Consider the following 23,818-nt stretch of genomic DNA (forward strand, 5'->3'; position numbering starts at 1 on the left):
CCCCCATATACCAATCCAAGATAGGATGGATTTTGATTTACTTGTTTTTTTACTTAATGCTTATGAAAAGCTATTGGTCGCGTCTGCTTTCTCTAGTTTTAGTGTTAGTTGTCGGTTTGGTTGGCTGTGGTGGTGGTAGTCCAGATAGTTTAACTGGGGATTATCGTCAAGATACCTTAGCTGTAGTCAATACTTTGAAACAAGCCCTAGAATTACCACAAGATTCTCCCGATAAAGCCGCCCTTCAAGCAGAAGCCCGTCTAAAAATCAATGACTTTTCGGCTCGCTACCAGCGGAATACTTCTGTTGCAACTCTTGGCTCTTTTACAACTATGCGAACAGCCCTAAATTCCCTTGCAGGACACTACAGTTCTTATCCTAATCGTCCCGTTCCTGAAAAGCTGAAAAAACGTCTAGATGCAGAATTTAAACAAGTAGAAGCATCGTTACGACGTGGTGCTTAATCTATTTTTCAAGGATTGTTTTTTAATAACTACAATTAAATACAAACTTCCTTGAAAGCAGGAATTAACAAAGTCAGAATGCGAATCAGGGGATCTCTCAAACCCAAAGATCCCCAACTTTAGTTATCTTGAATTAAACTGTTAGAAAAGCGCAGTCAAAGTGGTGATATGGCAATTCAGTCAACAGCAGAAATTTTATTTCAAACTGCTTATGAAAGTCGTTACACTTGGGATGAACACTTTCCTGGTTATGCTGCCGATGTGCAACTGTTACAGGAAGATGAAGTTTATACTGGTAAAATTCAGATTAATCGTAACTTGAATGTAGAAATTACAGGAGTTGCAGATAAACAAATAGAAGCCGGAATTGATATTCAGTTACAGGAAATAATTACCCGCTGTCAAAGAAGCGATTTTCAAAGTTTTTACCGTCAACATGAGTTTAGTTTGGGTGAAATAGCCGAAAAAGATGCAGTTACGGTTTTTGTAAAAAGTGAAAATACTGATTCTCACTATCAAATCCGTAACCAAAAAATATATCAGGAAGTTCGGGTAATGAGTCGGATGGCTTTGGAGATTAATTCTGGGGAATTCCTAGATACAGACTCCGGTTATATCCCTTCTGCTTATGATGTGGTTTTTCGTAACTCGCATACAGGTGATATTAATAGCATTCTCAAATTTACAGATACATATCAAAAATTTGGTAATCATTACATTTTAACGAAGCAGGTGGTCGCAGAATATGAAGATGGAAAAACTACAACTCCTCAATCAATTACTGAGTTTGTTTATTCCCATATTCAGCTACTGGAATAGGCAAGAGGCAAGAGGCAAGAGGCAAGAGGCAAGAGGCAAGAGGCAAGAGGCAGGGGAGAAAAATATTCTTTTGCAACTGACAACTGTACGGGCGAAGCATTTGGAGAACTATTTTTGGCAATGACCGATAATTTATCTTCCAAATGCTAACAACTGTACGGGCGAAGCATTTGGAGAACTATTTTTGGCAATGACCGATAATTTATCTTCCAAATGCTAACAACTGTACGGGCGAAGCATTTGGAGAACTATTTTTGGCAATGACCGATAATTTATCTTCCAAATGCTAACAACTGTACGGGCGAAGCATTTGGAGAACTATTTTTGGCAATGACCGATAATTTATCTTCCAAATGCTAACAACTGTACGGGCGAAGCATTTGGAGAACTATTTTTGGCAATGACCGATAATTTATCTTCCAAATGCTTCGCCCCTACTAACAACTAACCAATTATCCATTTCCAGCCTAAACTAGATAATTAGCAACTTGGATAATTACCAATTTATTTACTAAGCAGGTCTAAAAGAATGGAACTAACGCTAGAAAATGTAGAAACCGTATTAGACGAGATGCGCCCTTATCTCATTTCTGATGGTGGTAACGTGGAAATTGTAGAATTGGATGGACCAATTGTTAAGCTCCGATTACAGGGTGCTTGTGGTTCTTGTCCTAGTTCTACTATGACTCTGAGAATGGGAATTGAACGCCGTCTCAAAGAAATGATTCCCGAAATTTCTGAGATAGAACAAATCATCTAAATCACTGGTAATGGGGACTGGGGATTGGGGACTGGGTAATTGGGACTGGGGACTGAGCAATAGGAAAGATAAATATTCTCCCTACCTCCCCTACCTCCCCTACCTCCCCTACCTCCCCTACCTCCCCTACCTCCCCTACCTCCCCTACCTTCCTATACCTTCCCTACCTCTTCCCTGTTCCCTATTCTTTAAAAAACTCTATGTCTCATCCTTTGCACGTTGCGGTTATCTGGCATCAACATCAACCGTTGTACAAGTCTCCTGAAAATGGTAGTTCTTTGGTGACTAGTCAGCAATATCGCTTGCCTTGGGTACGGTTACATGGAACTAAGGATTATTTGGATTTAGTATTATTGTTAGAGAAGTATCCTAAGTTGCACCAAACTGTGAATTTAGTGCCTTCATTAATCTTGCAAATAGAAGATTATGTTGCAGGTACGGCTTTTGACCCTTATTTAACTGCTAGTTTAACGCCGGTAGAAAAGTTGACTCGTGAACAAAAGGAGTTTATTGTTCAACATTTCTTTGATGCTAACCATCATACTTTGATTGATCCTCATCCTCGTTATGCCGAATTATATTATCAAAGACAGGAACAAGGACAAAGTTGGTGTTTAGCAAATTGGCAGTTGTCAGATTATGGTGATTTATTAGCTTGGCATAATTTAGCTTGGATTGATCCTTTATTCTGGAATGATCCAGAAATTGCTGCATGGTTAGCACAAGGACGTAATTTTAGTTTAGGCGATCGCCAGCGCATTTATTCCAAACAACGGCAAATTCTCAGCCAGATTATTCCCCAACATCGGAAAATGCAGGACAGTGGACAATTAGAAGTTACCACGACTCCCTACACTCACCCGATTTTACCTTTATTGGCTGATACTAACGCCGGACGGGTAGCTGTGCCACAAATGACATTACCTAAACAGCGGTTTCAGTGGGTGGAAGATATTCCTCGACATTTACAAAAATCCTGGGATTTATATATAGATAGGTTTGGACAAGATCCTAGAGGTTTATGGCCTTCCGAACAGTCCGTTAGTCCAGAAATCTTACCGTATATTATTAAACAAGGCTTTAAATGGATTTGTTCAGATGAAGCCGTTTTAGGTTGGTCATTAAAACACTTTTTTCATCGTGACGCTGCGGGAAATGTCCAAGAACCAGAATTACTTTATCGTCCCTATCGTCTGCAAACTCCAGCAGGTGAAGTGGCGATTGTTTTCCGTGATCATAGACTATCAGATTTAATTGGCTTTACCTACGGGTCTATGCCAGCAAAAAAAGCCGCAGCAGATTTAGTGGGACATTTGCAAGCTATTGCTAAACAACAAAAAGAAAGTAACGACGATCAACCTTGGTTAGTTACAATTGCCCTAGATGGGGAAAATTGTTGGGAATTTTATCCCCAAGATGGGAAAGAATTCCTAGAAACATTATACGAAAGTTTGAGTAATCAATCCAATATCAAACTTGTCACTGTTTCCGAATTCATTGAAAAACACCCACCCACCGCAACTATTCCCGCTGCACAACTCCATAGCGGTTCTTGGGTAGATGGCAATTTTACCACATGGATCGGCGATCCAGTTAAAAACCGCGCCTGGGACTATCTCACCGCAGCCAGACAAGTCTTAGCAAATCATCCCGAAGCCACAGAAGAAAACAATCCCGCAGCTTGGGAAGCATTATACGCTGCTGAAGGTTCAGACTGGTTTTGGTGGTTTGGAGAAGGACATTCTTCCAATCAAGATGCCATTTTTGACCAATTATTTCGGGAACATCTCTATGGCATTTACAAAGCCTTAAATGAACCCATACCCCCATATCTGCACACTCCGCTGGAAATCCATGAAGCCCGTGCAGACCATAAACCACAAGGCTTTATTCATCCGATCATAGATGGTAAAGGTGATGAACAGGATTGGGATAAAGCCGGACGCATTGAAGTTGGTGGTGCAAGGGGAACAATGCACAATAGCAGCACTATTCAACGTTTATGGTATGGGGTAGACCATTTGAATTTTTATGTGCGAGTAGATTTTAAAACTGGCGCTGTTCCCGGTCAGGATTTACCACCAGATTTACACCTACTTTGGTATTATCCAGATAGAACAATGGTGAATAGTTCCATACCTCTAGCAGAAGTACCGGACAGCGCACCTTTAAATTATCTATTTCACCATCATTTAGAAGTGAATTTACTCAGTCAATCTGTGCAGTTTCGAGCAGCAGGAGACGATCATTTATGGTATCCTCGTGCTACTCGCGCCCAAGTTGCGTTAGGTTCTTGTTTAGAAATAGCAGTACCCTGGGCTGATTTGCAAGTCCCTCCAGATTATCCTCTGCGGTTGATTTTGGTGTCTTCTGATGATGGTTGTTTTTCTGGTTATGTGCCGGAAAATGGTTTGATTCCGATTGATGTTCCTTAGTGGAGATGATTCCCGGTTTTTTTGATCGGGAGTCTAAATTTTTTATCTCACGCGAAGGCGCAAAGGCGCAAAGGAAGAGTTATATTTTGTATTTTTGGTGAAAGTTGGACTAGAATCTTTGTTCAGCCGTCTTCATGCGGATTTTTTCTTGGCCATTTTCGGGCAGTTTTTGGGTTTTGTACAAGATGATTTATAATAATGATTATCATTTTTGGTGAGTTATATTATGTCGTCTGAAAACTCGTCTACGGATAACCTCTTGCATCTTTCTCAGCGTCCTCGTCGTCTCCGTCGGACTGAAACTTTACGGAAAATGGTACGGGAAACTACTTTAAGTGTGGATGATCTGATTTATCCCATGTTTGTTATGGAGGGGGAAGAAGAAAAAGTAGAAATTGCTTCTATGCCAGGATGTTATCGCTATTCTCTAGATTTACTCCTGGAAGCAATTGCGGAAGTGTCACAGTTAGGAATTAATGCTGTTGCGCTTTTCCCGGTTATCCCAGAAGATAAAAAGGACGACACAGGTACAGAAAGCTACAACCCAGAGGGATTAATCCAGGAAACTGTTAAAGCTATTAAAAAAGCAGTCCCGGAAATCTTGATTATTACTGATGTAGCTCTTGACCCTTTTACTACTCATGGTCATGATGGTTTGGTTGATGAAAATGGCAAAATTCTCAATGATCCAACTTTAGAAGTGTTAGTAAAAATGGCACTTTCCCAAGCAGAAGCGGGAACTGATTTTGTTGCCCCTTCTGATATGATGGATGGTAGAATTGGGGAAATTCGCACGGCTTTAGATGCTGAAGGTTATATCAATGTAGGGATTTTGGCATACTCCGCAAAATATGCCTCTGCCTATTATGGACCATTCCGGGATGCTTTGGATTCTGCCCCCAAATTTGGCGATAAAAAAACCTATCAAATGGACGCAGCTAACGCGAAAGAAGCTTTAAAGGAAATTGAATTGGATATTGCTGAAGGTGCAGACATCATTATGGTCAAACCCGCATTAGCTTATCTAGATATAATCTGTCAGGTAAAAGCAGCTACAAATTTACCAGTCGCAGCTTATAACGTGAGTGGTGAATACGCCATGATTAAAGCGGCTGCTCAATATGGTTGGATTGATGAGAAAAAGGTGATTTTAGAGACTTTAACCAGTATGAAGCGGGCTGGTGCTGATTTAATTTTAACTTATTTTGCCAAAGAAGTGGCTTTGATGTTGAGTTAAGGTTCTATTCAGGAAGTGGCAAAGATTTTTTGGCAAATAAATGACAAAATCATTTACATTCAGACTTTTTTTGTGTTAACTTGATAACGGTTATCATTTTTGTTAGCTATGGTCAGTTTATTCAGTATGACAAGGAAAAACTTGTCTTAAAAATTCACTTTTACCGTACTTTTTTTGTCAAGTAAAACCCAGATTTTCAGATGAATACAATCAGTTTAAACGCAAAAAATGCAATTCCTGAAATACCCAAACGCGGAATGCCAGTAAGTATAATTACAGGGTTTTTAGGAAGTGGTAAAACTACGCTTTTAAATCAGATTCTTCAAAACAAACAAGATTTAAAAGTCGCTGTCCTCGTCAATGAGTTTGGTGATATTAACATTGATAGTCAATTACTAATTTCTGTAGATGAAGCTATGATGGAACTTAGTAATGGCTGTATATGTTGTACAATTAATGATGGTTTAGTTGATGCAGTTTATCGAGTTCTAGAAAGAGAAGATCCCATTGATTATCTAGTTATTGAAACTACAGGTGTTGCTGATCCTTTACCAATCATTTTAACTTTTCTGGGAACAGAATTGAGGGATTTAACTAACCTAGATTCAATTATTACAGTGGTAGATGCTGAAGCCTTTGATGAAAAACATTTCGATAGTGAAGCAGCTTTAAGACAGATTACCTATGGAGATATTATTCTCCTCAATAAAATAGACCTTGTGAAGCCAGAAAAAATACAAGAATTAGAAGATTTTATCCATGATGTCAAAAGCGGAGCGAAAATTTTACATACTCAATATGGTGAAGTTGCTTTACCATTGATTTTAGATGTGAGTTTAACACCAATACATAAGTATATTGTCACTGATGATGAAGATCGTCATAACCATGAACATGAACATGAACATGAACATGAACATGACCATAAACATGACCATAAACATGAACATCATCATCACTCCGATCATTTAGATAATGATGGGTTTGTTTCAATTTCTTTCCAAAGTAATAAACCATTTAATGTCCATAAATTTGAGCATTTTTTGACTGAAGAAATACCGAAAAATGTATTTCGTGCTAAAGGAATTTTATGGTTTAGTGATAGTGAGTTGCGTCATATCTTTCAACTCAGTGGACCTCGTTACACTTTGCACGCTGACGAATGGCCTAATCAACCTAAAAATCAGGTAGTTTTTATTGGTAGAAAATTGGAGGCTAGTGAGATTCATACAAAACTTAACGAATGTTTGTTATTTTAGTTTAAAAGTCTTCATTAATTCTCAAATTCATCAAATCAAATTTAGTTAATAGCTATTTATAGATATAGTTTATGAAACTATTAACTTTGCTCATAAATCATCCCAATTAACCTAAAAAAATGACTTTATCTATTCGTCCAGAGCTAAATTCTACTGCTGACATTTCATCCTTATATCAGCAAGAATTACCAACTGTAACAGAAGCTGATATGAGACAAGCTGTACGCACTTTGTTGATTGGATTGGGAGAAAATCCAGACCGTGAGGGATTAAAAGATACTCCCAAAAGAGTTGTTAAAGCGTTAAAATTTCTTACAAGTGGATATGATCAATCTATAGATGAACTGCTAAATGGAGCAGTATTTACAGAAGATGCAAATGAAATGGTTTTAGTCCGGGATATTGATCTTTTCAGTTCCTGTGAACACCACATATTACCAATCATTGGCCGCGCTCATATCGCTTATATTCCTAATGGTAAAGTCATAGGATTATCAAAAATTGCCCGCATTTGTGAAATGTATGCTCGACGTTTACAAGTGCAAGAACGGCTGACTTTACAAATTGCTAATGCACTGCAAGGTTTACTCAAACCTCAAGGGGTTGCAGTGGTAATTGAAGCAACTCATATGTGTATGGTGATGAGAGGAGTGCAAAAACCAGGTTCTTGGACTGTTACCAGTGCTATGCGTGGTGTGTTTTCTGAAGACGCACGCACTCGTGAAGAATTTATGAATTTAATTCGCCACAGTGCTAATTTTAAATAGGCTTTGTGTGATGTAGAGATAAGAGATTTTTTATCTCTACATTATATTGATATTTGAACGCAGATAAACGCAGATAAACGCAGATAAAAAGGGATAAGTTATCATGATTGGAAATTTGAAATTTAATGAGCAAGGGTTAATTCCAGCTATAGCTCAAGATTATCTCGATGGTACTGTTTTAATGATGGCTTGGATGAATGCAGAATCAATTCAAAAAACCCTGGCTACAGGTGAAGTTTATTATTGGAGTCGTTCCCGTTCTCAGTTGTGGCATAAGGGGGCAACATCTACACATATTCAAAAGGTAAAAGAGCTTTTTTATGATTGTGATGGTGATACAATTCTCATCAAAATTGAGCAAGTTGGTGATATTGCCTGTCATACTGGAGTAAGAAGTTGTTTTTTTAATTCTGTGGGAATTTTACCTCATAAATTATAATTTATATTGATTATGACTTTACCAATTATTACCGTTGTCGCTGGATTATTTGGATCTGGAAAAACTACCTGGATCTGTCAACAAATTCGAGATATTAAATCTATTGAAAAAGTAATTTATTTTTCTCCAGGAACGGGGAATATTCCCATTGATCAAACTAAAATAGCTACTGAATTTCCTGATCTGAAAATATTTGGTGATGGTCAAGAAATTGAATTTCTATATCACATTCCCACAGCAGATAGTGTTTATGTTGAATTAGGTTCTTATCTAGAGTTAAATAGGATATCAAAAATATTAGATCATCTCACTTACCACGCTATAGCAATTATTCCAGAGGAGTTAAAAAACTCTGAATATGATAGTTGGGCAGATGAAATTATCTATGGCGCACCAGTTCCAACTATAATTGTAGAAAATTTATGGCGGGTAGAAACTACGGGGCAAGTAATTGATGAAAATAGTTTAGATGAATTTTGGTATGAAATAACTCACGGCGCTTATGGGATTGTTACCCGTGCTAAGGCAATTTTCGATGTTAATGATGGACGTTCTCTTTCCTGTGATTTTGTCTCTGGTGTTCCCCAAACAGACTTTTTAGAATTAAACGTACCAAGGTATTTAGAAGGTAGACCTCAGCGATTTAGTGGCATAGAAATAGCCGGAAAAAACTTAAATGAAACCGCTTTAAAAGCAACATTATCAGATTGCTGTTTATCTGAGTCCATGATTTTTCAATATCAACAACAAGTACAACAAATTTTATTAGAAGGTCAACAAGTATGAAAATAGCTGTCATGTCATGTATTCATGGTAATTACGAAGCCTTAGATGCTGTATTATTAGATATTGACAATCAAAAAGCTGAAAAAATATTTTGTGTTGGTGATTTAGTGGGATATGGACCCCACCCTAATGCGGTAATTAACCAAATTCGCTCCTTGGATATTCCTACCTGCGCTGGTTGTTGGGATAAAGATATTGTGGAAGGATTGAATGCTTGTGATTGTAGTTATCCTTCAATATTGGCAGAAAAAAGAGGACTAAAGGCTCACCAATGGACAAATCAGGAAATCCACCCGGAAAACCGGGAATTTTTGGCCAATTTACCCCATAGTCTCCAATGGCAAAACTTAGCCTTTGTTCACGGTAGTCCCCATAGCAACCATGAATATTTATTACCTGAATTGGATGCTTTTGTCGCTTTAGAAAGGGTACTTTCCACAGGTGCAGATGTGCTATTTTGTGGACATACTCACGTTCCCTATACTCGTAATCTTAATGCTGGTGAGTTACAAGTTCAGGTTAATAATCCAGCAGAATCACGGAAAATTAACTTTTCATCTGCGCTGAAAAAGATTGTTAATGTTGGTTCTGTTGGAGAACCTCGACATGGACGACCAAATGCAACTTATGTAATTTATGAAACTGATACTCAAGGGGTAACTTTGCGGGAAGTTACCTATGATTATCAAAAAACCTGTGCAGCAATTATCGAAAAGGGATTACCAGAAATCTTTGCTTGGCGTTTAGCGCATGGCTTAGAGTATGCTGAACGGGCAGAAGATCCAACTCATGTTTGTACCAGATAAAAGAACTAATCCAAAATCTAAAATCTAAAATCCAAAATTGACTATGTGGGCAATATTGAGTGGAATTGAAGGAAATTTGCCAGCCTATGAAGCTGTGATAGCTGATATTAAGCTGCAAAGCCGTTACATAGAGGTATTATATATTATCGGTGATTTAGTCGGTCCAAGGCGAGAATGTGAACAGTTAGTGGAAAGGGTAAAATCACCGCGACGGGGTGAATTAGAACCAATGGTTTGTAAGGGATGGTGGGAAGAACAGTGTTTGATTTTACATGGTTTAGGTCCGACTGGAGACGCACCGGAATTACTGGCAAAATATGGTGGTGATACTGTGCAGATGTTGTGGGATTGTGTTTCCCGTCAGACAGTACAATGGTTGAGAAACTTGGATTTTGGTTTTTTTGAATTAGATTGTTTATTAATACACGGTTCGACAGCAGGTGTAAATGATGAACTTACTCCCGATACTCTCCCTATTCAAATGCTAGATAGATTATCAAGAATGCAAGCAAATAACCTATTTTGTGGTCGTTCTGGGTTAACTTTTCAGTATCAGTTACAAGCTGGTTCTATTAGCAGTGAAATCACTACTCTTGATCATCAATTGTCTCCACAAACTGTCAATATTAACCCTCGTCAAGTGATTGGTGTGGGAAATGTAGGACGGACTCCAGGAGAAGCAACATATACTCTCTACAATCCTGGGACAAATCAGGTGAAGTTTAAAACCGTGTATTACGGACAAGCTAAGGGTTTTCAAAAGCGGCAGATTTGTAACTAAGGTCTAGAAAGACCTAATACTCGCCATTTTTCCCGACTGAGAAAAAAGCCAATCCCATTACTATTAGTACAAGTTAAACCAGTTTTTTGGGAAACACACTTAAAACCACCATTGTTCCAAGTCCGTCCATAAGCCAAAACGGGTTTATTTTTATCAGCGACAGTATCACTAATACACAAAATTTCTGGTCTAGCATCAGCAGGTAACAAAAAACCCATTCCCCAATCAAACCCGCAATATCCAGGGTAAGGTTGAGGCGGTTTGGGTTTTAGCGAAGTATTGATTTCACACCTTAAACTATTCTTTGCTCCTGGAATTAGCTCACAAAACATATTACCACTGGGGGATTGAAACCCTTTTGGTGCAGCAATACTTACCTGTGGCAAGACAGTTACTATGCTGGTAACTACAAAGATAATTGGTTTGATCAATTGTTTATACATAATTGGATCATATCTGAAAAGGTTGGGTTGGGAAACGGTTACATTCGCACGGCAAATGGTACGGAGGCGTTAGCCATAGTGTGGCAAAGCCATAACCCCACAAATGCGTATTTGTTGCGCTGTCGCTTAATCCAACAAAGCAAAAAATGGCGAAGGTATTGAGAATAATAAGATTATTTCTATAACTGTGAAAACGGGTCTTTAGATATGATATGTGTAAGTTGGAGTAAATTCCGTGCCAATGGATATTTAAAGGTGTTTTGACGGATAATAGCAAACTTCTTTGGCAGATTAAGCCGGATTTGTGACTTTCGCTGCTGAGAAGTTTTGACAACAAAAATTTGTAATTGTTTAGAAATTGTAATTTTAGGTTCGGGAATCTATGTTAACCAACGCGCAAACCCCCACTATCTCAAAAGATTCATCTGATGTTCTCCCTGGTGTGAATGCCCAGGCTAGAGTCAGTCAGTTTATGCAGAATCTGCAGGATGAAATTACCCAAGGTTTAGAGAAATTAGATGGTCTGGGGACGTTTCAGGAAGATAGTTGGCAGCGTCCAGAAGGGGGTGGTGGGCGATCGCGTGTCCTGCGGGATGGGGCGATCTTTGAACAAGCAGGGGTAAATTTTTCTGAAGTTTGGGGTTCTCATTTACCTCCTTCAATTTTAGCCCAACGTCCAGAAGCAGCAGGACATGGATTTTATGCAACGGGTACTTCTTTGGTGTTGCACCCACGAAATCCTTATGTACCTACAGTCCATTTAAATTACCGCTATTTTGAAGCAGGTCCAGTTTGGTGGTTTGGTGGAGGTGCGGATTTAACACCTTATTACCCCTTTGCTGAAGATGCAAAACATTTTCATAACACTTTTAAACAAGCTTGTGATCAACACCATCCTGAGTATTATCCTGTGTTTAAGCGGTGGTGCGATGAATATTTTTATCTGAAACATCGGGATGAAACACGAGGAATTGGTGGTTTATTTTTAGATTACCAAGATGGTCAAGGTTCTATCTATCGCGGCCCGGATCCTCATGGGGACGCAGCTATTTATAGTAATCAGGTAGGTCAATTACCGTCACGGAGTTGGGAAGATATATTTGCTTTAGTTCAAGACTGTGCTGGGGCATTTTTACCTGCTTATGCGCCAATTGCGGAACGCCGACAGGGGATGGAATACGGCGATCGCCAACGTAATTTCCAATTATACCGTCGTGGTAGATATGTAGAATTTAACTTGGTTTATGACCGAGGGACAATTTTTGGACTGCAAACCAACGGCCGCACAGAATCAATTCTCATGTCTCTACCACCTTTAGTTCGTTGGGAATATGGCTACAAACCAGAACCTAATTCTCCTGAAGCTGAGTTGTATGAGACTTTTCTAAAACCGCAAGATTGGATAAACTGGAAACCAAGTCAAGCATAAGCAGAGGTACAGGGGAGCAGAGGTGCAGAGGAGAATATTTTTCTTCCCCATCCCCCATCCCCAATCCTCAGTTATTTTCGTCAAATACTATGAATTTAAGTTACACTAAGGATGAGGTATCATCCTCTGTATATGGATTGATAGTTCCTGACTTTGTGAGTGTGTTGATTAGCAAATCTTAGCAAAAAAGTATCGGTTCAGTGATTAATATAGATCAAAAAACCTTTACAACTGAAGACGGTCATACCGTTATGGTATTGACACCCGCTGGTCGCTTAGATATTACTACTGCTTGGCAATTTCGTCTCAAGCTACAGGAATGTATTTCTAAACACAGTCCTCATGTTGTTGTCAATCTCGGCCAAGTAAATTTTATTGATAGTTCTGGGCTGACTTCTTTATTAGCTGGGATGCGTGAAGCTGATAGGGTTAATGGTAGTTTTCGGATTTGTAATGTTCATCCAGAAGCCAAGCTGGTGTTTGAAGTCACAATGATGGATACTGTATTTGAAATCTTTGAGACGGAAAAACAGGTTTTAGAGACTCGGCACCAGATTTTCACTGGTCCATAGGATTTATCAACTCCTTTTTGATCTGACTTTCGCTAATTAGCTCTGATTAGTTCATACTAGATAACAGGAATACGTCTTTACTAAAATTTTCTTTGTGAATAACGTCCGTACAGTATCTGATACAAAAAGAACCTTTTACACTCTTCATACCAGGCCGATTAATACTATTTACCGCCGGGTAGTGGAAGAGTTGATGGTAGAAATGCACCTACTATCAGTCAATGTTGATTTTAGCTACGATGCGATTTATGCCTTGGGCGTTGTCACAACTTTTGACCGCTTCATGGATGGCTACCAACCAGAACAGGACAAAGAGTCAATTTTCCGAGCAATCTGTCAGGCTGTGGAACAAGACCCCCAGAGCTACCGACAAGATGCCTCCAGATTGCAAGCTTTAGCTGCCAGTTTACCAGCTAAGGATTTGATTGCTAGTTTAAGTCAAGCAAGTCCCCTCAATCAAGATGCAGATTTGCAAAAGCAACTAGAAGCGGTGGCCGCAAATTCCAACTTTAAATATAGTCGTTTATTTGGCGTTGGTTTATTTGCATTATTAGTCCAGTCAGATCCTGAACTTGTCAAAAAAGATGAGCAAAGGGCTGAAGCACTAAAAGCAATCTCTAACGGGTTACATATCTCTGAAGATAAACTCATCAAAGATTTAGAACTATACAGTTCTAACCTGGAAAAAATGGCGCAAGCACTCATAGTCATGGCAGATATTTTGACAGCAGATCGGAAAAAACGCGATGCTTTAAAGCAAGCCTAACTATCAGCGCTATCCCGTACTAATAAATAATTTGGGAACGGGATATCCATGTTGAGAAATCCCCCAAATAGCAAAAAGCCCGCCTAACATCAAAGTGTTTAGCGGGCTTAAAAATTATTGAAAATTGAAAATGGAGCTTATGGGAGTCGAACCCATGTCCAAATTGGGTATTAACCCTCCACTCGTTCACAGGTTTAGCCTCTCTGACCCTCAAGGCGGGAATCGTTCATTATCCCGAACGTAGGATGCTCTGATTTAATCTTAGCCTTCAAGCCAACCAGAGAACGCTTGTTGGAGCATCCGTTGGGGGTTAGGTCTTTAATCCTTAACGGAGTCAAATTAAAGACGCTCGAACCTATTAGAGGTTTCTTAGGCAGCTACTAGAGCTTCCCGACGAGCAAATTTTACGATATTGTTCGCATTTACTTTTTTTTTGAGTCTTTGATTTGCGAGAGATGACTCGCTCTCGACCTGAATCACAGAGTAGCTTTCGCCAACCTGTCGAAACCGTTAAAGCCCCATGTACTTCACACTTTTATTATAGTACAGAATTTTGCAATTTGACAAATAAGTTGATTACCATTCCTGTTGCTGAAAACTGGCGTTGCTGATTAAGGGTATGAATTTTAGTCTATCCTAATTATGTAGATGCCGCTACACAACCAACTTCTTTTAAAGTTTATCCTCATTTTTATCGCCGGCTGCAATTAAATCGCAATAATCCTATTCATACTTTTTTGTGGTTAACCAGTGCTATTACTTGAGAAAAGATATATCAATATAGTCCCTATAAATTGCGGGTAAATCCGTCTGCGGGGGCTTTATACCCGACAGGAATTTATGTACAAATACGTGGGTTAGAAGGCATAATAAATGGCATCTACCATATAGAAGTTGAGAATAATTGTCTGACCTTAATTTATGAATTAGGCGATGATGGATTGGATAATTATGTTATACCAAATAAATGTATTAACGGATTCATCTTTTTAGTTAGTTGTGTTTATCATAGGTCTAGCTGGAAATATCAAGACAGGAGTTTGAGATATTGTTTGTTGGATAGCGGACACCATTTAGGTGCTATCGCTGCTTTTTGCATATCTTCATGAAAACAACATACAACTAGGCTTTGATTTTGATAAACTTATTCTCAATGCAGATTTGGGATTTGAGAATAAGGAGTTTATTACTAGTTGTGTGATATCACCAGAAGCGCAAGAAAAACCAGTCAGACGCTTAAGGCTACCTATTCCTTTTGTCTGTGGTACTGACTATTTTCAAGTTAATCAATGTGTTGAAGATGCCTATCAAACAACGTCTTTACAGCCTAGTCACCAGCAGCAGCTAGAACATCCTCAATTTAATTCTGACCGAGAACGGTTTTTGGAGAACGTTTGGAATAGGTGTCCGACTATTTGAGTTATCAAACGGCTATGCAATTAGCCGGATTTGTCGGACAGAGAGTGTATTTATTTAGCAACTATTGGGGAATAGATTGTAGTGGTATTGGTGCTTTCTATGATGATGAAACCCAAGCCTTTCTAGAAACCAATAAGGACGTATTGTATGCAATGGCAATTGGTAAATAAATAGGAAAATAACTGGAAATGGCGAGAAGAGAACATCAATTCCATGCTGATGATAAGCACCCTATACAGCCAACATCAGCAGATATTATGCTTCGACAACAATTGGAGCATTCAATTAGCAAATACTTTTATGAAGGATGCGATCGCATTATTCATAGTTTGTTGTCTAATTGTCGTTGGTATGCCACAACTCATGCGAGTATTTTGACTTTAGTAATTGAATGCCCTGACCAAGTTACTAACTGGCAAATTTTGCAACAAATTGTCCCTATGGCAAATGTTCTTTATGGCATTGTTAGCAGTGCCAAAATCCGGGTTTGTCCTCCCGATAGTCAAACTGTACCTTTTGAAATGAGAGTAGATGAGTTGCCAGTTTATCGTGATTGGATCTGATGCAATTGGGGATTTGAGATTGTTGATTAAGCCATCACATTCTGTTGGATAACTGTAATTAGTTCGGCAAAAACTAAATCAGCAGAACGTTGAACAACAGGACTTAATTCCAGTCCAAAATCCAGATTTGCAGCTTCAATTAAATAGACTGTCACCTCTTGGGGAAAATCATCTAAAAAGATTTTTCTCCCAGCAGCCAAGGCATGATCCCAACGAAAATCATGTAAGTTGTAACTAGGTTCGGGCAGTGCTTCTAGTTCTTTCCCTGGGACTTTAAATATAGCACCTGGTTCTGAACCTGTGCAACTAGCATCAAGAATAATTAATTTTTCGCTACCTCTCGCTTGAAACATCACTTCCATGCCCGCAGTTCCACTATCGAAAATGCGGATGTTGGAGTGAGGATTTTGGGCGAGATATTGCTGTAAACGTTGGGCGATAATTACGCCGACAGCATCATCATTCCGATTCAGATTGCCACAACCAATGATAGTTAGCATGGGATATTTATAATAACATGAATATTATCAACTTTGCACAAAAAATTAAAATTTACGGAAATTTTGACTACATCTTTGATCATTGACTTTATAGTAGCTATAGCGCACAAGATCCCCGACTTCTTGTGTAATCGTCTCCATAAACTATCAAGCAATGCTCAGAAGTCGGGGATCTGATGTTTATTTTCTCTGCGTTTATCTGTAGTGGTTAGTCAAAAATCATTCTTACCCATCAGATATAATTGCAATATGCTAGTATTTCGTGATACAGATACTAAAGGTAGAGGGATATTTGCCCAGCAAGATTTTGCTACAGGAGATTTAATTGAAAGAGCCGCTGTGATTGTTATTCCTAAACAGCAAGTTAAGTTAATTACTAAAACGGTGTTATTAAATTATTATTTTGGTTGGCATGGAGAAAGCGGGGCAATAGGTTTAGGTTTTGCTTCTCTTTTTAATCATTCTTATCATCCCAATGCGGTTTATATTAAGAATTTTGCTAAAAATGTAATTGATATTGTTGCTCATCAATATATTTGGGAAGGGCAGGAAATTACGATTAATTATAATGGGCAGGTTGATGATATTTCCCCTGTTTGGTTTGATGTAGAAGAGTAGGTTGGGTTGAGGTAAGGAAACCCAACATTTATTTTTATGATGTTTCCCCAAAATTTCATCTTTAGCAACCGCCAGGGAATGAATTCCCAGTCTCATAGCGAAAGTCGGCTCAAGCCGACTATATTTTTATGATGCTTTCCCAAAATTTCATCTTTAGCAACCGCTGGGAATGAATTCCCAGTCTCATATTGTCAGAATCAGGATGCTCAAGATTAAAGGATTAACAGGATTATTTATTGACGATTTATTCATGTTAAGTACATAAATTCCCATTTCTAATATTAACAATAAACATCCTGTAAATCCTTAAATCCTGTAAATCCTGATTCAGACAAAAGTTTATAATTCACTTACCTAAAAATCACTTTAACTTCCGCGTTTTTCTGGGTGGGAATTACCCACCCTACAAATCTATACACTCACACCATGTTTTTTAGCAATTTCCACAAGTTGCTCATATTGATGTTGTGATGCTTTAGCTAAAATTGCATCAGCTTCTTCTGGATTACTACCATCTTTAGGAATTAAATACTTAACATAAAGAGAAACAAAATCAACCACAGCAGCTAAACCTGTTAATTCGTGTTTATCGGCTTGTTTCCCTGCAATTACAGCCACCAAACCTGCTCTAATGGGGTCAGGTCTTACCTTCATAAATTGGTCAACTAATTGCTTAGAATAATCCGCTGGTGCTAAATTCTTTAACTTACTTTGATCGGGTTTAAATTCTAATCCTGCGGCTGTTGACTGATCCAACATACACCATTCTATAAATTCTTGCAATGCAGCTTCAGGAAGTTGAGGAAGATATTGATGTAGTTCTAAATTAGACACAATTAGTTACCATTTTTAGTATTTAGTAATTCCTAATTGATAATTCTTCATCTGATAATTAGGAATTATCAATTATTCCTTAAAATTCAGACTAACCCACTGATTTGGGAACTTTTGTACTGCACATAACAATTATATAGAACCCTGACTTATCGAAAAATAGATCCCCGACTTCTTGAAGAAATCGGGGATCTTAAGTAACATAAATTAAGCTGTTCTAAAACGAGCTAATTCTTCCCCAGTTTTCGCGTCATGGGCGTGAACAGTACACACTAAACATGAATCAAAAGAACGGGCGACATGACCCACTTCTACGGGGTCTTTAGGGTCTTGAATTGGTGTTCCAATTAATGCTTTTTCGATTGGTCCGAGTTGTCCTTCACCGTCACGGGGTCCGATATTCCAAGTACCGGGAGCGATAACTTGATAATTCTTAATTTTACCTTTTTCGATTTCTACCCAGTGACATAATGCACCTCTAGCGGCTTCCGTTGCACCCCAACCTTTACCATCTTTTTCTTCTGGTTTAATATACCAAGGATCGTTTAATTTGAACTCTCTTAAACAGCGTTCAGCTTGGCGATATAGTTTAACTATTTCGTGAACTCTTCCTAATTGCCGAAGATGAACACTAGCACCACCCATTTGCTTGAATGTGTCGAGAATAAATGGGTCATAATGTTGCCAAGATTCCCCATGATTTCCCCCGGCAACTAATTGACGGGCTAGGGGTCCGGCTTCTAAACGTCCTAAGTCTTGGTGAAGGACAGCACTTGACCAAGAATATGCCCCAGTAAAGTCTTTTTGGTTGTTATTAATTGGGTTAGTAGTGCGATCGCTTGGATGCCAATCTTCTGTACCCTCATCATACCAAGAATGGGTTAAATTCTCACGGGCAAATGCTTGATTCATCAAGGCATGAGTATCCGTGAAGCTATCATAAACACCGCTTTTCATAATCACAGCAGCGTTACGTCCTTCAATGGTGGGATGATTATATTTATCTTCATGGGGAATATAACCCCAAGTCACATATTTACCCACACCAGCACCATATCGATCTAAACCGATATCTAACCCCATGCGCCAATATAAACCCAAGTCAGATTCTCGATGTTTAACATCTTCATTTAACCACTTTTGAAAGTCTTCATAGGATTGAATTTCTTCATATCTTTCTAAAGAACAACCTAACCAAACTGGTTCTAACCAATTGGTGCGGAAATATTCCAAAATTGCCCAGGCGCGGGTAATATCAGTTAAAGTGGGGGCGCACATCACACCACCAGGCACCATATAACTGCTATGACAACAGGTGATATGCTGTAAATGTTCCTGAGTAACTTATTTTTAAAGTAATTTTGCTCAATCAGAACATTTTATTTTCACCATTTCAGCTTTTATAAATAAGGGAATATTTAGGGATTGACACTCTCATGTCTAAGAGGTTGTTTGAAAAGTTTTAGGTTGTGATTTTAGGCACTTACAGATCCCCCCTAACCCCCCTTAGCAAGGGGGGAACTAGAGTCAAAGTCCCCCTTTTTAAGGGGGATTTAGGGGGATCTGAAAATATTTGATACACCATGAGGGACTTTTCAAACACCCTCTAAAGACACTGAGATTCTGCGGACAGAGTAAAACTTTCGCTACGACCGTCAAACTTCGTCTACTTAGTCACTCTAAGTCAAGCTTAGGTTTCTATCTACTTTTTTGTTTCTAATACTTTCGGAGTCCATCACTAAGCCAAAACGCGGTACGCTCCGCAACCTGCCTTTGTTTGCTCCTTGCTCGTCATACTGTCGTTAGGACTTAAACCTAACCGTTGTTTCAGGGGAGCCGGGATTTCTCCGATACTAGGATGCTTCAACACGTAGATAGTTATTTCTACTCGTAATTTAATTGTACCACAAAAACCACAGCGATTTTAATCGCACGTGCCGTTTTCCTCTCAGGGCTAAAGCCGCTGAGTTTCCCACTTACCGCGAGGTTCTATGAGTCAAGGTAATTTTTATCCCTAACACTTACAGCAGTTTTCTTGTATTTGAACTACTATTATTAGACCTAATCCCCAGCCCCTTCCCTACCTCTCCCTAACCCTCTCCTAAGAGGAGAGGGAAAAAGAAAAACCTTTGTTGCTGGAAGGGGGGTAAATCAAAGCCTCTCTCCTTGCAGGAGAGAGGTTTGGAGAGAGGTCGGTTTGTGGTCTATTTACCTGAAAATAGCTGTACTGTAATATCGGAAACCTATCCCCCATCTCTACATGAGGATGCAAATGCAGACTCAAGGGACTGGTTCGCAGATATGTTTGCAGACTTTGAGCCGCAGAACACCACAGATGGCAGCTATAGAGGAACAATGGCGAAAATAAAGGCAACGGAATTACAGTATCAAGCAGTTTTTGAACAGAAGTTAATTGCAGCTAATAATAATTTAAAAAGAGAGAGAATAAGAGTTAGTATTAAACAAACTGGCAATTCTCTCCAATTACGAGCTACCTTACCTTTAAAACCAGGAGATTACAGTTTAGGTAAGACAAAAAAGCAGTATGATTTATCTCTAGGAATACCCGCAAATTTAGAGGGATTAAAAACAGCAATTGAAGAAAGTTATGAATTGGGTAAATTAATTGCTCGTCATACTTTTGAGTGGAATGAGAAGTATTTAGGAATTAAATCGAGAGAAAAGCAAGAAATCAAAACAATTGGGGAATTATTAGATACATTTGACGAAAAATATTATCAAACCCGTCAGAAAACTATCACTAGTCAAAATACTTTTGCTAACTATATATCTGTGATTAAAAGAAATTTGACTCTTACCCATTTAGCGACAAAAGAAAATTTTGAGGAAGTTATTAATTCATTTCAGGGTAATAAAAAAAATGAACTGATTGCGGTAAGTTCTGTTTTGATTAAAACCTTTAATTTAGGATTTCAACTTGATGTTAAACGAGATCATGTCACTCCTGCTTATCGAGAAATTCCTGAAGATGAAAAAATCATATCTGCTTTTGACCTTTTTGAAAAATTCGCCCTCAGCCGCAAAAATACAAATATTAGTGATGAGATAGACACCTGGGAAATGTGGCGTTGGGTATATGGAATGTTGGCGACTTATGGATTAAGACCAAGGGAACTATTTGTCCAACCAGATATTAATTGGTGGATGTCTCCGCAAAATATAGATCATACTTGGAAGGTGAATAAAAATACTAAAACTGGATATCGAGAAGTTATTCCTTTTGTTCCTGAATGGATAGAATTATTTGATTTACATAATCCCAAACCATTAAATATTTTAGAACAAAAGGTGGCAAAAATTGCATCTGTACAAAATATTAATTGGATGCGAAGAGATATATCGAGATGGTTTAGAAAGGTGGGAATTGAGTTTCAACCTTATGATTTACGGCATGGTTGCGCGATTCGAGCGCATCTTCAGGGAATACCAATTAAAGCCGCAGCAGATAATTTAGGTCATACTGTTGATGAACATACAAAAACCTATCAAAGATGGTTTGGGATTGAAAACCGGAAAAAAGCCTTTGGTGAGGTAATTAGTCAAAGGTCGTTAATTGAGTTGCAGAAGAATGAAATATTGGCGTTAAGGATGGAGAATGAAAGGTTAAGAAAAATTCTGGATATCAGCAAGAAATAAGCTCAAATTATTGGTGTTTTACAAAGTATAAGTAATTGTGAAGCGATCGCTGCATAACAAATCATTGGAGCGGACAATATTATGATATTTTAGTTTTGAGTTGGGGGTGATGTTTTATCGCTCAATTCAGCCGTTATGCCGCTCAGGTTGTCTGTGATAACGTTAGGTGAAAGCCTGTCTGTTGACATTTATGGGTCAGTTGCGTTGAAATTATTGATAGACCGATCTGTTTATGGTGGGATAAAATATCAGTGGATAAAGTAAATGAATAACAATGAGACAGAAGCCCGCGAACTCACGACATCTCCTGAACGGTTACGAGAATTATATCGATCTGCTATAGAAGTTCACCGTACTGTAGCTGCTAGAGAAGTTCACCGTACTCTAGCAAATAACCCAAATACACCGATCGATATCCTACAACTTCTTGCATGCGACCGTGACGAGTATATTCGTTTCTTTGTAGCAAGAAATCCCAGTACACCTGCTGACACGCTTGAGATGCTGGCTCATGACCATGCATTTGTTGGATCTTCCAGAACATCTTATGTTCGCGGTAATGTTGGTCTGAATCCAAATACACCTAATAGAATACTAGAGTTACTCGCTCAAGATATTGAATGTAGTGTTCGGAGGTGTGTGGCACAAAATCCTAATTTACCCATTGCTCTTCTAAGAACTCTTGCCCAAGACGAATCTGTTCGCTCTAGTGTGGCGAGCAATCTCAGTACACCCGTTGATCTCTTAAGGCTTTTCGCGTCGGATAAATGCGAATTTACTCGCCGTTATGTAGCAGAAAATCCAAGTACATCTGCTGATATTTTAGAAATCCTATCTCAAGATCGACTTCATACAGTTCGCACTGCGGTAGCTGGTAATTTTCATACTTCGGCTAGCACACTTGAAAGACTCTTTTCCAACTGTCAAGCGATTGGCAACTCCTTTAAGAATAGAGGTACTATGATTTCTGATTTAGCTAAAGTCAACTTCCAAGCTACAGGTTTCTTCGACCCTGATATTTGGTTTCAAGAATACGAAAACTTTATCCTAGCAATTGCCAAAAATCCTAATACTCCTCTTCATATTTTAAGAATTCTTAATTGTTATCCGACTGGACCTATGTTAGCAGAAGCACTTCAAAATTGTGTCGCACGAAATCCTAACTGGAATTCAAACTAAGTGCGATCGCTCAAAATCCATTGTTTTGTGATTCTTTAACTGCGATTAAGTGCGATCTCATGGGTAAGCGATTCCTACGGAGCGCTTCGCTATCGCTTAAAATCCATTTTTTTGTGCTTCCTTAACTGCGATAGTGCGATCGCTAATATTGGGGAAATGCGATCGCTAATATTGAGTTAGTGCGATTCCTACGGAGCGCTTCGCTATCGCTCAAAATCCATTGTTTTGTGTTTTCTTAACTGGGATTAACTGCGATCGCTAATATTGAGTTAATGCGATTCCTACGGAGCGCTTCGCTATCGCTCAATATCCATTTTATTGCGCTTCCTTAACTATGATTAAGTGCGATCGCCGATCTTGTAGGGTGCGTTAACGGAGTGTAACGCACCTTATGTATAATTATTTACTGATTTTCGGTGCGTTACGCTGTCGCTAACGCACCCTACTAATCGTCCCAATATCCTTGAGGTTTTTCCTTTCTGCTATCTTTACCCCAATCGGTTGGATAAATTCCCTGAGCGATAAACCGATGAATACTGGAATACTGCCAATCTTGGGGATTTTCACACAATCCATGTCGAGCCGGATTATCATGAATATAATCACAATGGAGCGCAAAATCCCGTTCATCCCGAATTAAATGCTCCCAAAACCGACGTTGCCAAAGATTACTTTCTCCTCGCTTTTGTCGTGATTGAGAAACCTCCCGATTAACCCCTAATGCTTGTCCATAATGTTTAGTAACATAGGTTTTAATTAGGCGCAATCTCACCGACAAATATTTATCATCAGGGGGTAAAGTCCACAAACAATGAAAATGATCAGGTAATAAAACAAAAGCATCAATACAAAAAGGATATTTTTCCCTTACTTTTTCTATTGCTTCTCGGAGAGATTTTCTCCCTATATCAGTACAGAGCCAAGATTCTCTTTGATAAGTGACTTGTGTGATGAAATATGTACCTCCAGAAACATTAGGTCTTCTATAATTAGGCATTATGGAGTTAGTATGGGTGAAATTAAATTTATTTTTTATTTATTGTATTGTCATATTGCAAGCAGTTCGCTCAAAATCCATTATCTTGTGCTTCCTTAACTGTGATTAACTGCGATCTTATGGGTAAGTGCGATTCCTACGGAGCGCTTCGCTATCGCTCAAAATTCATTGTCTTGTGCTTTCTTAACTGCGATTAACTGCGATCTTATGGGTAAGCGATTCCTAGGTCGCGCTTCGCTATCGCTCAAAATTCATTTTATTGTGTTTCCTTAACTGTGATTAACTGCG

Annotated in this window: 23 protein-coding genes, 1 other RNA gene and 2 pseudogenes; 19 read left to right on the plus strand and 7 right to left on the minus strand. The window is 38.7% G+C overall.

Features of this window, described 5'->3' with window-relative positions; genetic code table 11:
* The first annotated feature begins 56 nt into the window (after positions 1-56).
* Together psb27 and ANA_RS06915 are read left to right on the plus strand one after the other, a co-directional pair.
* A complete protein-coding gene (psb27, locus tag ANA_RS06910; RefSeq protein ID WP_015079341.1) occupies positions 57-464 on the plus strand; it encodes a photosystem II protein Psb27 in 408 nt (135 codons plus the stop codon).
* Between the two features lie 168 nt (positions 465-632).
* A complete protein-coding gene (locus ANA_RS06915; protein ID WP_015079342.1) occupies positions 633-1,283 on the plus strand; it encodes a DUF3386 domain-containing protein in 651 nt (216 codons plus the stop codon).
* On the opposite strand, the gene ANA_RS26835 is transcribed toward ANA_RS06915, so the two are convergent.
* Positions 1,268-1,426 (minus strand): hypothetical protein, encoded by a 159-nt coding sequence (locus ANA_RS26835; protein ID WP_162471192.1) that lies wholly within the window; start codon positions 1,424-1,426, stop codon positions 1,268-1,270. The two genes, ANA_RS06915 and ANA_RS26835, sit on opposite strands and share 16 nt — an antisense overlap.
* Positions 1,427-1,812: 386 nt before the next feature.
* On the opposite strand from ANA_RS26835, the gene ANA_RS06920 reads away from it, so the two are divergent.
* The 9 genes from ANA_RS06920 (at position 1,813) to ANA_RS06960 (ending at position 10,553) form a co-directional block, all read left to right on the plus strand.
* A complete protein-coding gene (locus tag ANA_RS06920) occupies positions 1,813-2,043 on the plus strand; it encodes a NifU family protein (protein ID WP_015079343.1) in 231 nt (76 codons plus the stop codon).
* A gap of 200 nt (positions 2,044-2,243) precedes the next feature.
* Entirely contained in the window at positions 2,244-4,478 is a 2,235-nt protein-coding gene (locus ANA_RS06925) for a glycosyl hydrolase (protein WP_015079344.1), read from the plus strand.
* 226 nt (positions 4,479-4,704) lie between these two features.
* Complete coding sequence (gene hemB, locus ANA_RS06930; protein WP_015079345.1) at positions 4,705-5,715, plus strand: porphobilinogen synthase; 1,011 nt, start codon at positions 4,705-4,707, stop codon at positions 5,713-5,715.
* Between the two features lie 200 nt (positions 5,716-5,915).
* Complete coding sequence (locus tag ANA_RS06935; protein ID WP_015079346.1) at positions 5,916-6,974, plus strand: CobW family GTP-binding protein; 1,059 nt, start codon at positions 5,916-5,918, stop codon at positions 6,972-6,974.
* A 119-nt stretch (positions 6,975-7,093) separates the two neighbouring features.
* Complete coding sequence (gene folE, locus ANA_RS06940; protein WP_015079347.1) at positions 7,094-7,741, plus strand: GTP cyclohydrolase I FolE; 648 nt, start codon at positions 7,094-7,096, stop codon at positions 7,739-7,741.
* Between the two features lie 103 nt (positions 7,742-7,844).
* Positions 7,845-8,180, plus strand: a complete 336-nt coding sequence (hisI, locus tag ANA_RS06945) for a phosphoribosyl-AMP cyclohydrolase (RefSeq protein WP_015079348.1) — start codon at positions 7,845-7,847, stop codon at positions 8,178-8,180.
* Positions 8,181-8,192: 12 nt separating this feature from the next.
* A complete protein-coding gene (locus tag ANA_RS06950) occupies positions 8,193-8,966 on the plus strand; it encodes a hypothetical protein (protein WP_015079349.1) in 774 nt (257 codons plus the stop codon).
* Complete coding sequence (locus ANA_RS06955; protein WP_015079350.1) at positions 8,963-9,772, plus strand: metallophosphoesterase family protein; 810 nt, start codon at positions 8,963-8,965, stop codon at positions 9,770-9,772. The genes ANA_RS06950 and ANA_RS06955 overlap by 4 nt, the downstream gene beginning before the upstream one ends.
* 37 nt (positions 9,773-9,809) lie before the next feature.
* On the plus strand, positions 9,810-10,553 hold the full coding sequence (locus ANA_RS06960; RefSeq protein WP_041457798.1) for a hypothetical protein: 744 nt from the start codon (positions 9,810-9,812) through the stop codon (positions 10,551-10,553).
* Here the strand turns inward: ANA_RS06960 and ANA_RS06965 are convergent.
* Positions 10,550-10,996 (minus strand): DUF6636 domain-containing protein, encoded by a 447-nt coding sequence (locus ANA_RS06965; RefSeq protein ID WP_015079352.1) that lies wholly within the window; start codon positions 10,994-10,996, stop codon positions 10,550-10,552. The two genes, ANA_RS06960 and ANA_RS06965, sit on opposite strands and share 4 nt — an antisense overlap.
* 382 nt (positions 10,997-11,378) lie before the next feature.
* On the opposite strand from ANA_RS06965, the gene hemF reads away from it, so the two are divergent.
* From hemF to psb29, 3 genes are all read left to right on the plus strand, one after another.
* On the plus strand, positions 11,379-12,425 hold the full coding sequence (gene hemF, locus ANA_RS06970; RefSeq protein ID WP_015079353.1) for an oxygen-dependent coproporphyrinogen oxidase: 1,047 nt from the start codon (positions 11,379-11,381) through the stop codon (positions 12,423-12,425).
* Between the two features lie 200 nt (positions 12,426-12,625).
* Positions 12,626-12,997, plus strand: coding sequence for an STAS domain-containing protein (locus ANA_RS06975; protein WP_015079354.1), 372 nt, complete (start codon positions 12,626-12,628; stop codon positions 12,995-12,997).
* Between the two features lie 94 nt (positions 12,998-13,091).
* Complete coding sequence (gene psb29, locus ANA_RS06980; RefSeq protein ID WP_015079355.1) at positions 13,092-13,763, plus strand: photosystem II biogenesis protein Psp29; 672 nt, start codon at positions 13,092-13,094, stop codon at positions 13,761-13,763.
* Positions 13,764-13,891: 128 nt separating this feature from the next.
* On the opposite strand, the gene ssrA is transcribed toward psb29, so the two are convergent.
* Positions 13,892-14,283: a transfer-messenger RNA gene (ssrA, locus tag ANA_RS24275) on the minus strand.
* Positions 14,284-14,398: 115 nt separating this feature from the next.
* On the opposite strand from ssrA, the pseudogene ANA_RS06985 reads away from it, so the two are divergent.
* A pseudogene (locus ANA_RS06985) lies at positions 14,399-15,352 on the plus strand (SagB/ThcOx family dehydrogenase); the annotation flags it as partial.
* 18 nt (positions 15,353-15,370) lie between these two features.
* On the plus strand, positions 15,371-15,745 hold the full coding sequence (locus tag ANA_RS06990) for a hypothetical protein (RefSeq protein ID WP_015079356.1): 375 nt from the start codon (positions 15,371-15,373) through the stop codon (positions 15,743-15,745).
* Between the two features lie 26 nt (positions 15,746-15,771).
* Here the strand turns inward: ANA_RS06990 and ANA_RS06995 are convergent, their stop codons facing one another.
* On the minus strand, positions 15,772-16,245 hold the full coding sequence (locus ANA_RS06995; protein ID WP_015079357.1) for a hydrogenase maturation protease: 474 nt from the start codon (positions 16,243-16,245) through the stop codon (positions 15,772-15,774).
* A 249-nt stretch (positions 16,246-16,494) separates the two neighbouring features.
* Between ANA_RS06995 and ANA_RS07000 the strand changes: the two genes are divergently transcribed.
* Positions 16,495-16,863, plus strand: coding sequence for an SET domain-containing protein (locus tag ANA_RS07000; RefSeq protein ID WP_015079358.1), 369 nt, complete (start codon positions 16,495-16,497; stop codon positions 16,861-16,863).
* Positions 16,864-17,274: 411 nt separating this feature from the next.
* Here ANA_RS07000 and ANA_RS07005 read toward each other — a convergent pair whose 3' ends face one another.
* Entirely contained in the window at positions 17,275-17,697 is a 423-nt protein-coding gene (locus ANA_RS07005) for a hypothetical protein (protein WP_015079359.1), read from the minus strand.
* A gap of 207 nt (positions 17,698-17,904) precedes the next feature.
* A pseudogene (locus tag ANA_RS07010) lies at positions 17,905-19,005 on the minus strand (nickel-dependent hydrogenase large subunit); the annotation flags it as partial.
* Between the two features lie 993 nt (positions 19,006-19,998).
* Between ANA_RS07010 and ANA_RS07015 the strand changes: the two are divergent.
* Together ANA_RS07015 and ANA_RS23450 are read left to right on the plus strand one after the other, a co-directional pair.
* Positions 19,999-21,354: a site-specific integrase gene (locus ANA_RS07015; protein WP_371260401.1), complete on the plus strand. Its 1,356-nt coding sequence runs from the start codon at positions 19,999-20,001 to the stop codon at positions 21,352-21,354.
* Positions 21,355-21,618: 264 nt separating this feature from the next.
* The gene (locus tag ANA_RS23450) at positions 21,619-22,533 is read left to right on the plus strand and encodes a leucine rich repeat variant-containing protein (RefSeq protein WP_015079362.1); all 915 of its coding nucleotides are present in this window, start codon (positions 21,619-21,621) and stop codon (positions 22,531-22,533) included.
* 445 nt (positions 22,534-22,978) lie between these two features.
* Here the strand turns inward: ANA_RS23450 and ANA_RS07025 are convergent, their stop codons facing one another.
* Positions 22,979-23,530, minus strand: coding sequence for an REP-associated tyrosine transposase (locus ANA_RS07025; protein WP_015079363.1), 552 nt, complete (start codon positions 23,528-23,530; stop codon positions 22,979-22,981).
* Positions 23,531-23,818 lie beyond the last annotated feature (288 nt).

The organism is Anabaena sp. 90 (assembly GCF_000312705.1).
Lineage (GTDB): Bacteria > Cyanobacteriota > Cyanobacteriia > Cyanobacteriales > Nostocaceae > Dolichospermum > Dolichospermum lemmermannii.

What these genes read in the sequence shown, in the direction of transcription:
- psb27 (WP_015079341.1), top strand. Translation starts at nt 57, where the DNA reads ATGCTTATGAAAAGCTATTGGTCGCGTCTGCTTTCTCTAGTTTTAGTG.
- ANA_RS06915 (WP_015079342.1), top strand. Translation starts at nt 633, where the DNA reads ATGGCAATTCAGTCAACAGCAGAAATTTTATTTCAAACTGCTTATGAA.
- ANA_RS06920 (WP_015079343.1), top strand. Translation starts at nt 1,813, where the DNA reads ATGGAACTAACGCTAGAAAATGTAGAAACCGTATTAGACGAGATGCGC.
- ANA_RS06925 (WP_015079344.1), top strand. Translation starts at nt 2,244, where the DNA reads ATGTCTCATCCTTTGCACGTTGCGGTTATCTGGCATCAACATCAACCG.
- hemB (WP_015079345.1), top strand. Translation starts at nt 4,705, where the DNA reads ATGTCGTCTGAAAACTCGTCTACGGATAACCTCTTGCATCTTTCTCAG.
- ANA_RS06935 (WP_015079346.1), top strand. Translation starts at nt 5,916, where the DNA reads ATGAATACAATCAGTTTAAACGCAAAAAATGCAATTCCTGAAATACCC.
- folE (WP_015079347.1), top strand. Translation starts at nt 7,094, where the DNA reads ATGACTTTATCTATTCGTCCAGAGCTAAATTCTACTGCTGACATTTCA.
- hisI (WP_015079348.1), top strand. Translation starts at nt 7,845, where the DNA reads ATGATTGGAAATTTGAAATTTAATGAGCAAGGGTTAATTCCAGCTATA.
- ANA_RS06950 (WP_015079349.1), top strand. Translation starts at nt 8,193, where the DNA reads ATGACTTTACCAATTATTACCGTTGTCGCTGGATTATTTGGATCTGGA.
- ANA_RS06955 (WP_015079350.1), top strand. Translation starts at nt 8,963, where the DNA reads ATGAAAATAGCTGTCATGTCATGTATTCATGGTAATTACGAAGCCTTA.
- ANA_RS06965 (WP_015079352.1), bottom strand. Translation starts at nt 10,996, where the DNA reads ATGTATAAACAATTGATCAAACCAATTATCTTTGTAGTTACCAGCATA.
- hemF (WP_015079353.1), top strand. Translation starts at nt 11,379, where the DNA reads ATGTTAACCAACGCGCAAACCCCCACTATCTCAAAAGATTCATCTGAT.
- ANA_RS06990 (WP_015079356.1), top strand. Translation starts at nt 15,371, where the DNA reads ATGGCGAGAAGAGAACATCAATTCCATGCTGATGATAAGCACCCTATA.
- ANA_RS06995 (WP_015079357.1), bottom strand. Translation starts at nt 16,245, where the DNA reads ATGCTAACTATCATTGGTTGTGGCAATCTGAATCGGAATGATGATGCT.
- ANA_RS07000 (WP_015079358.1), top strand. Translation starts at nt 16,495, where the DNA reads ATGCTAGTATTTCGTGATACAGATACTAAAGGTAGAGGGATATTTGCC.
- ANA_RS07015 (WP_371260401.1), top strand. Translation starts at nt 19,999, where the DNA reads ATGTTTGCAGACTTTGAGCCGCAGAACACCACAGATGGCAGCTATAGA.
- ANA_RS23450 (WP_015079362.1), top strand. Translation starts at nt 21,619, where the DNA reads ATGAATAACAATGAGACAGAAGCCCGCGAACTCACGACATCTCCTGAA.
- ANA_RS07025 (WP_015079363.1), bottom strand. Translation starts at nt 23,530, where the DNA reads ATGCCTAATTATAGAAGACCTAATGTTTCTGGAGGTACATATTTCATC.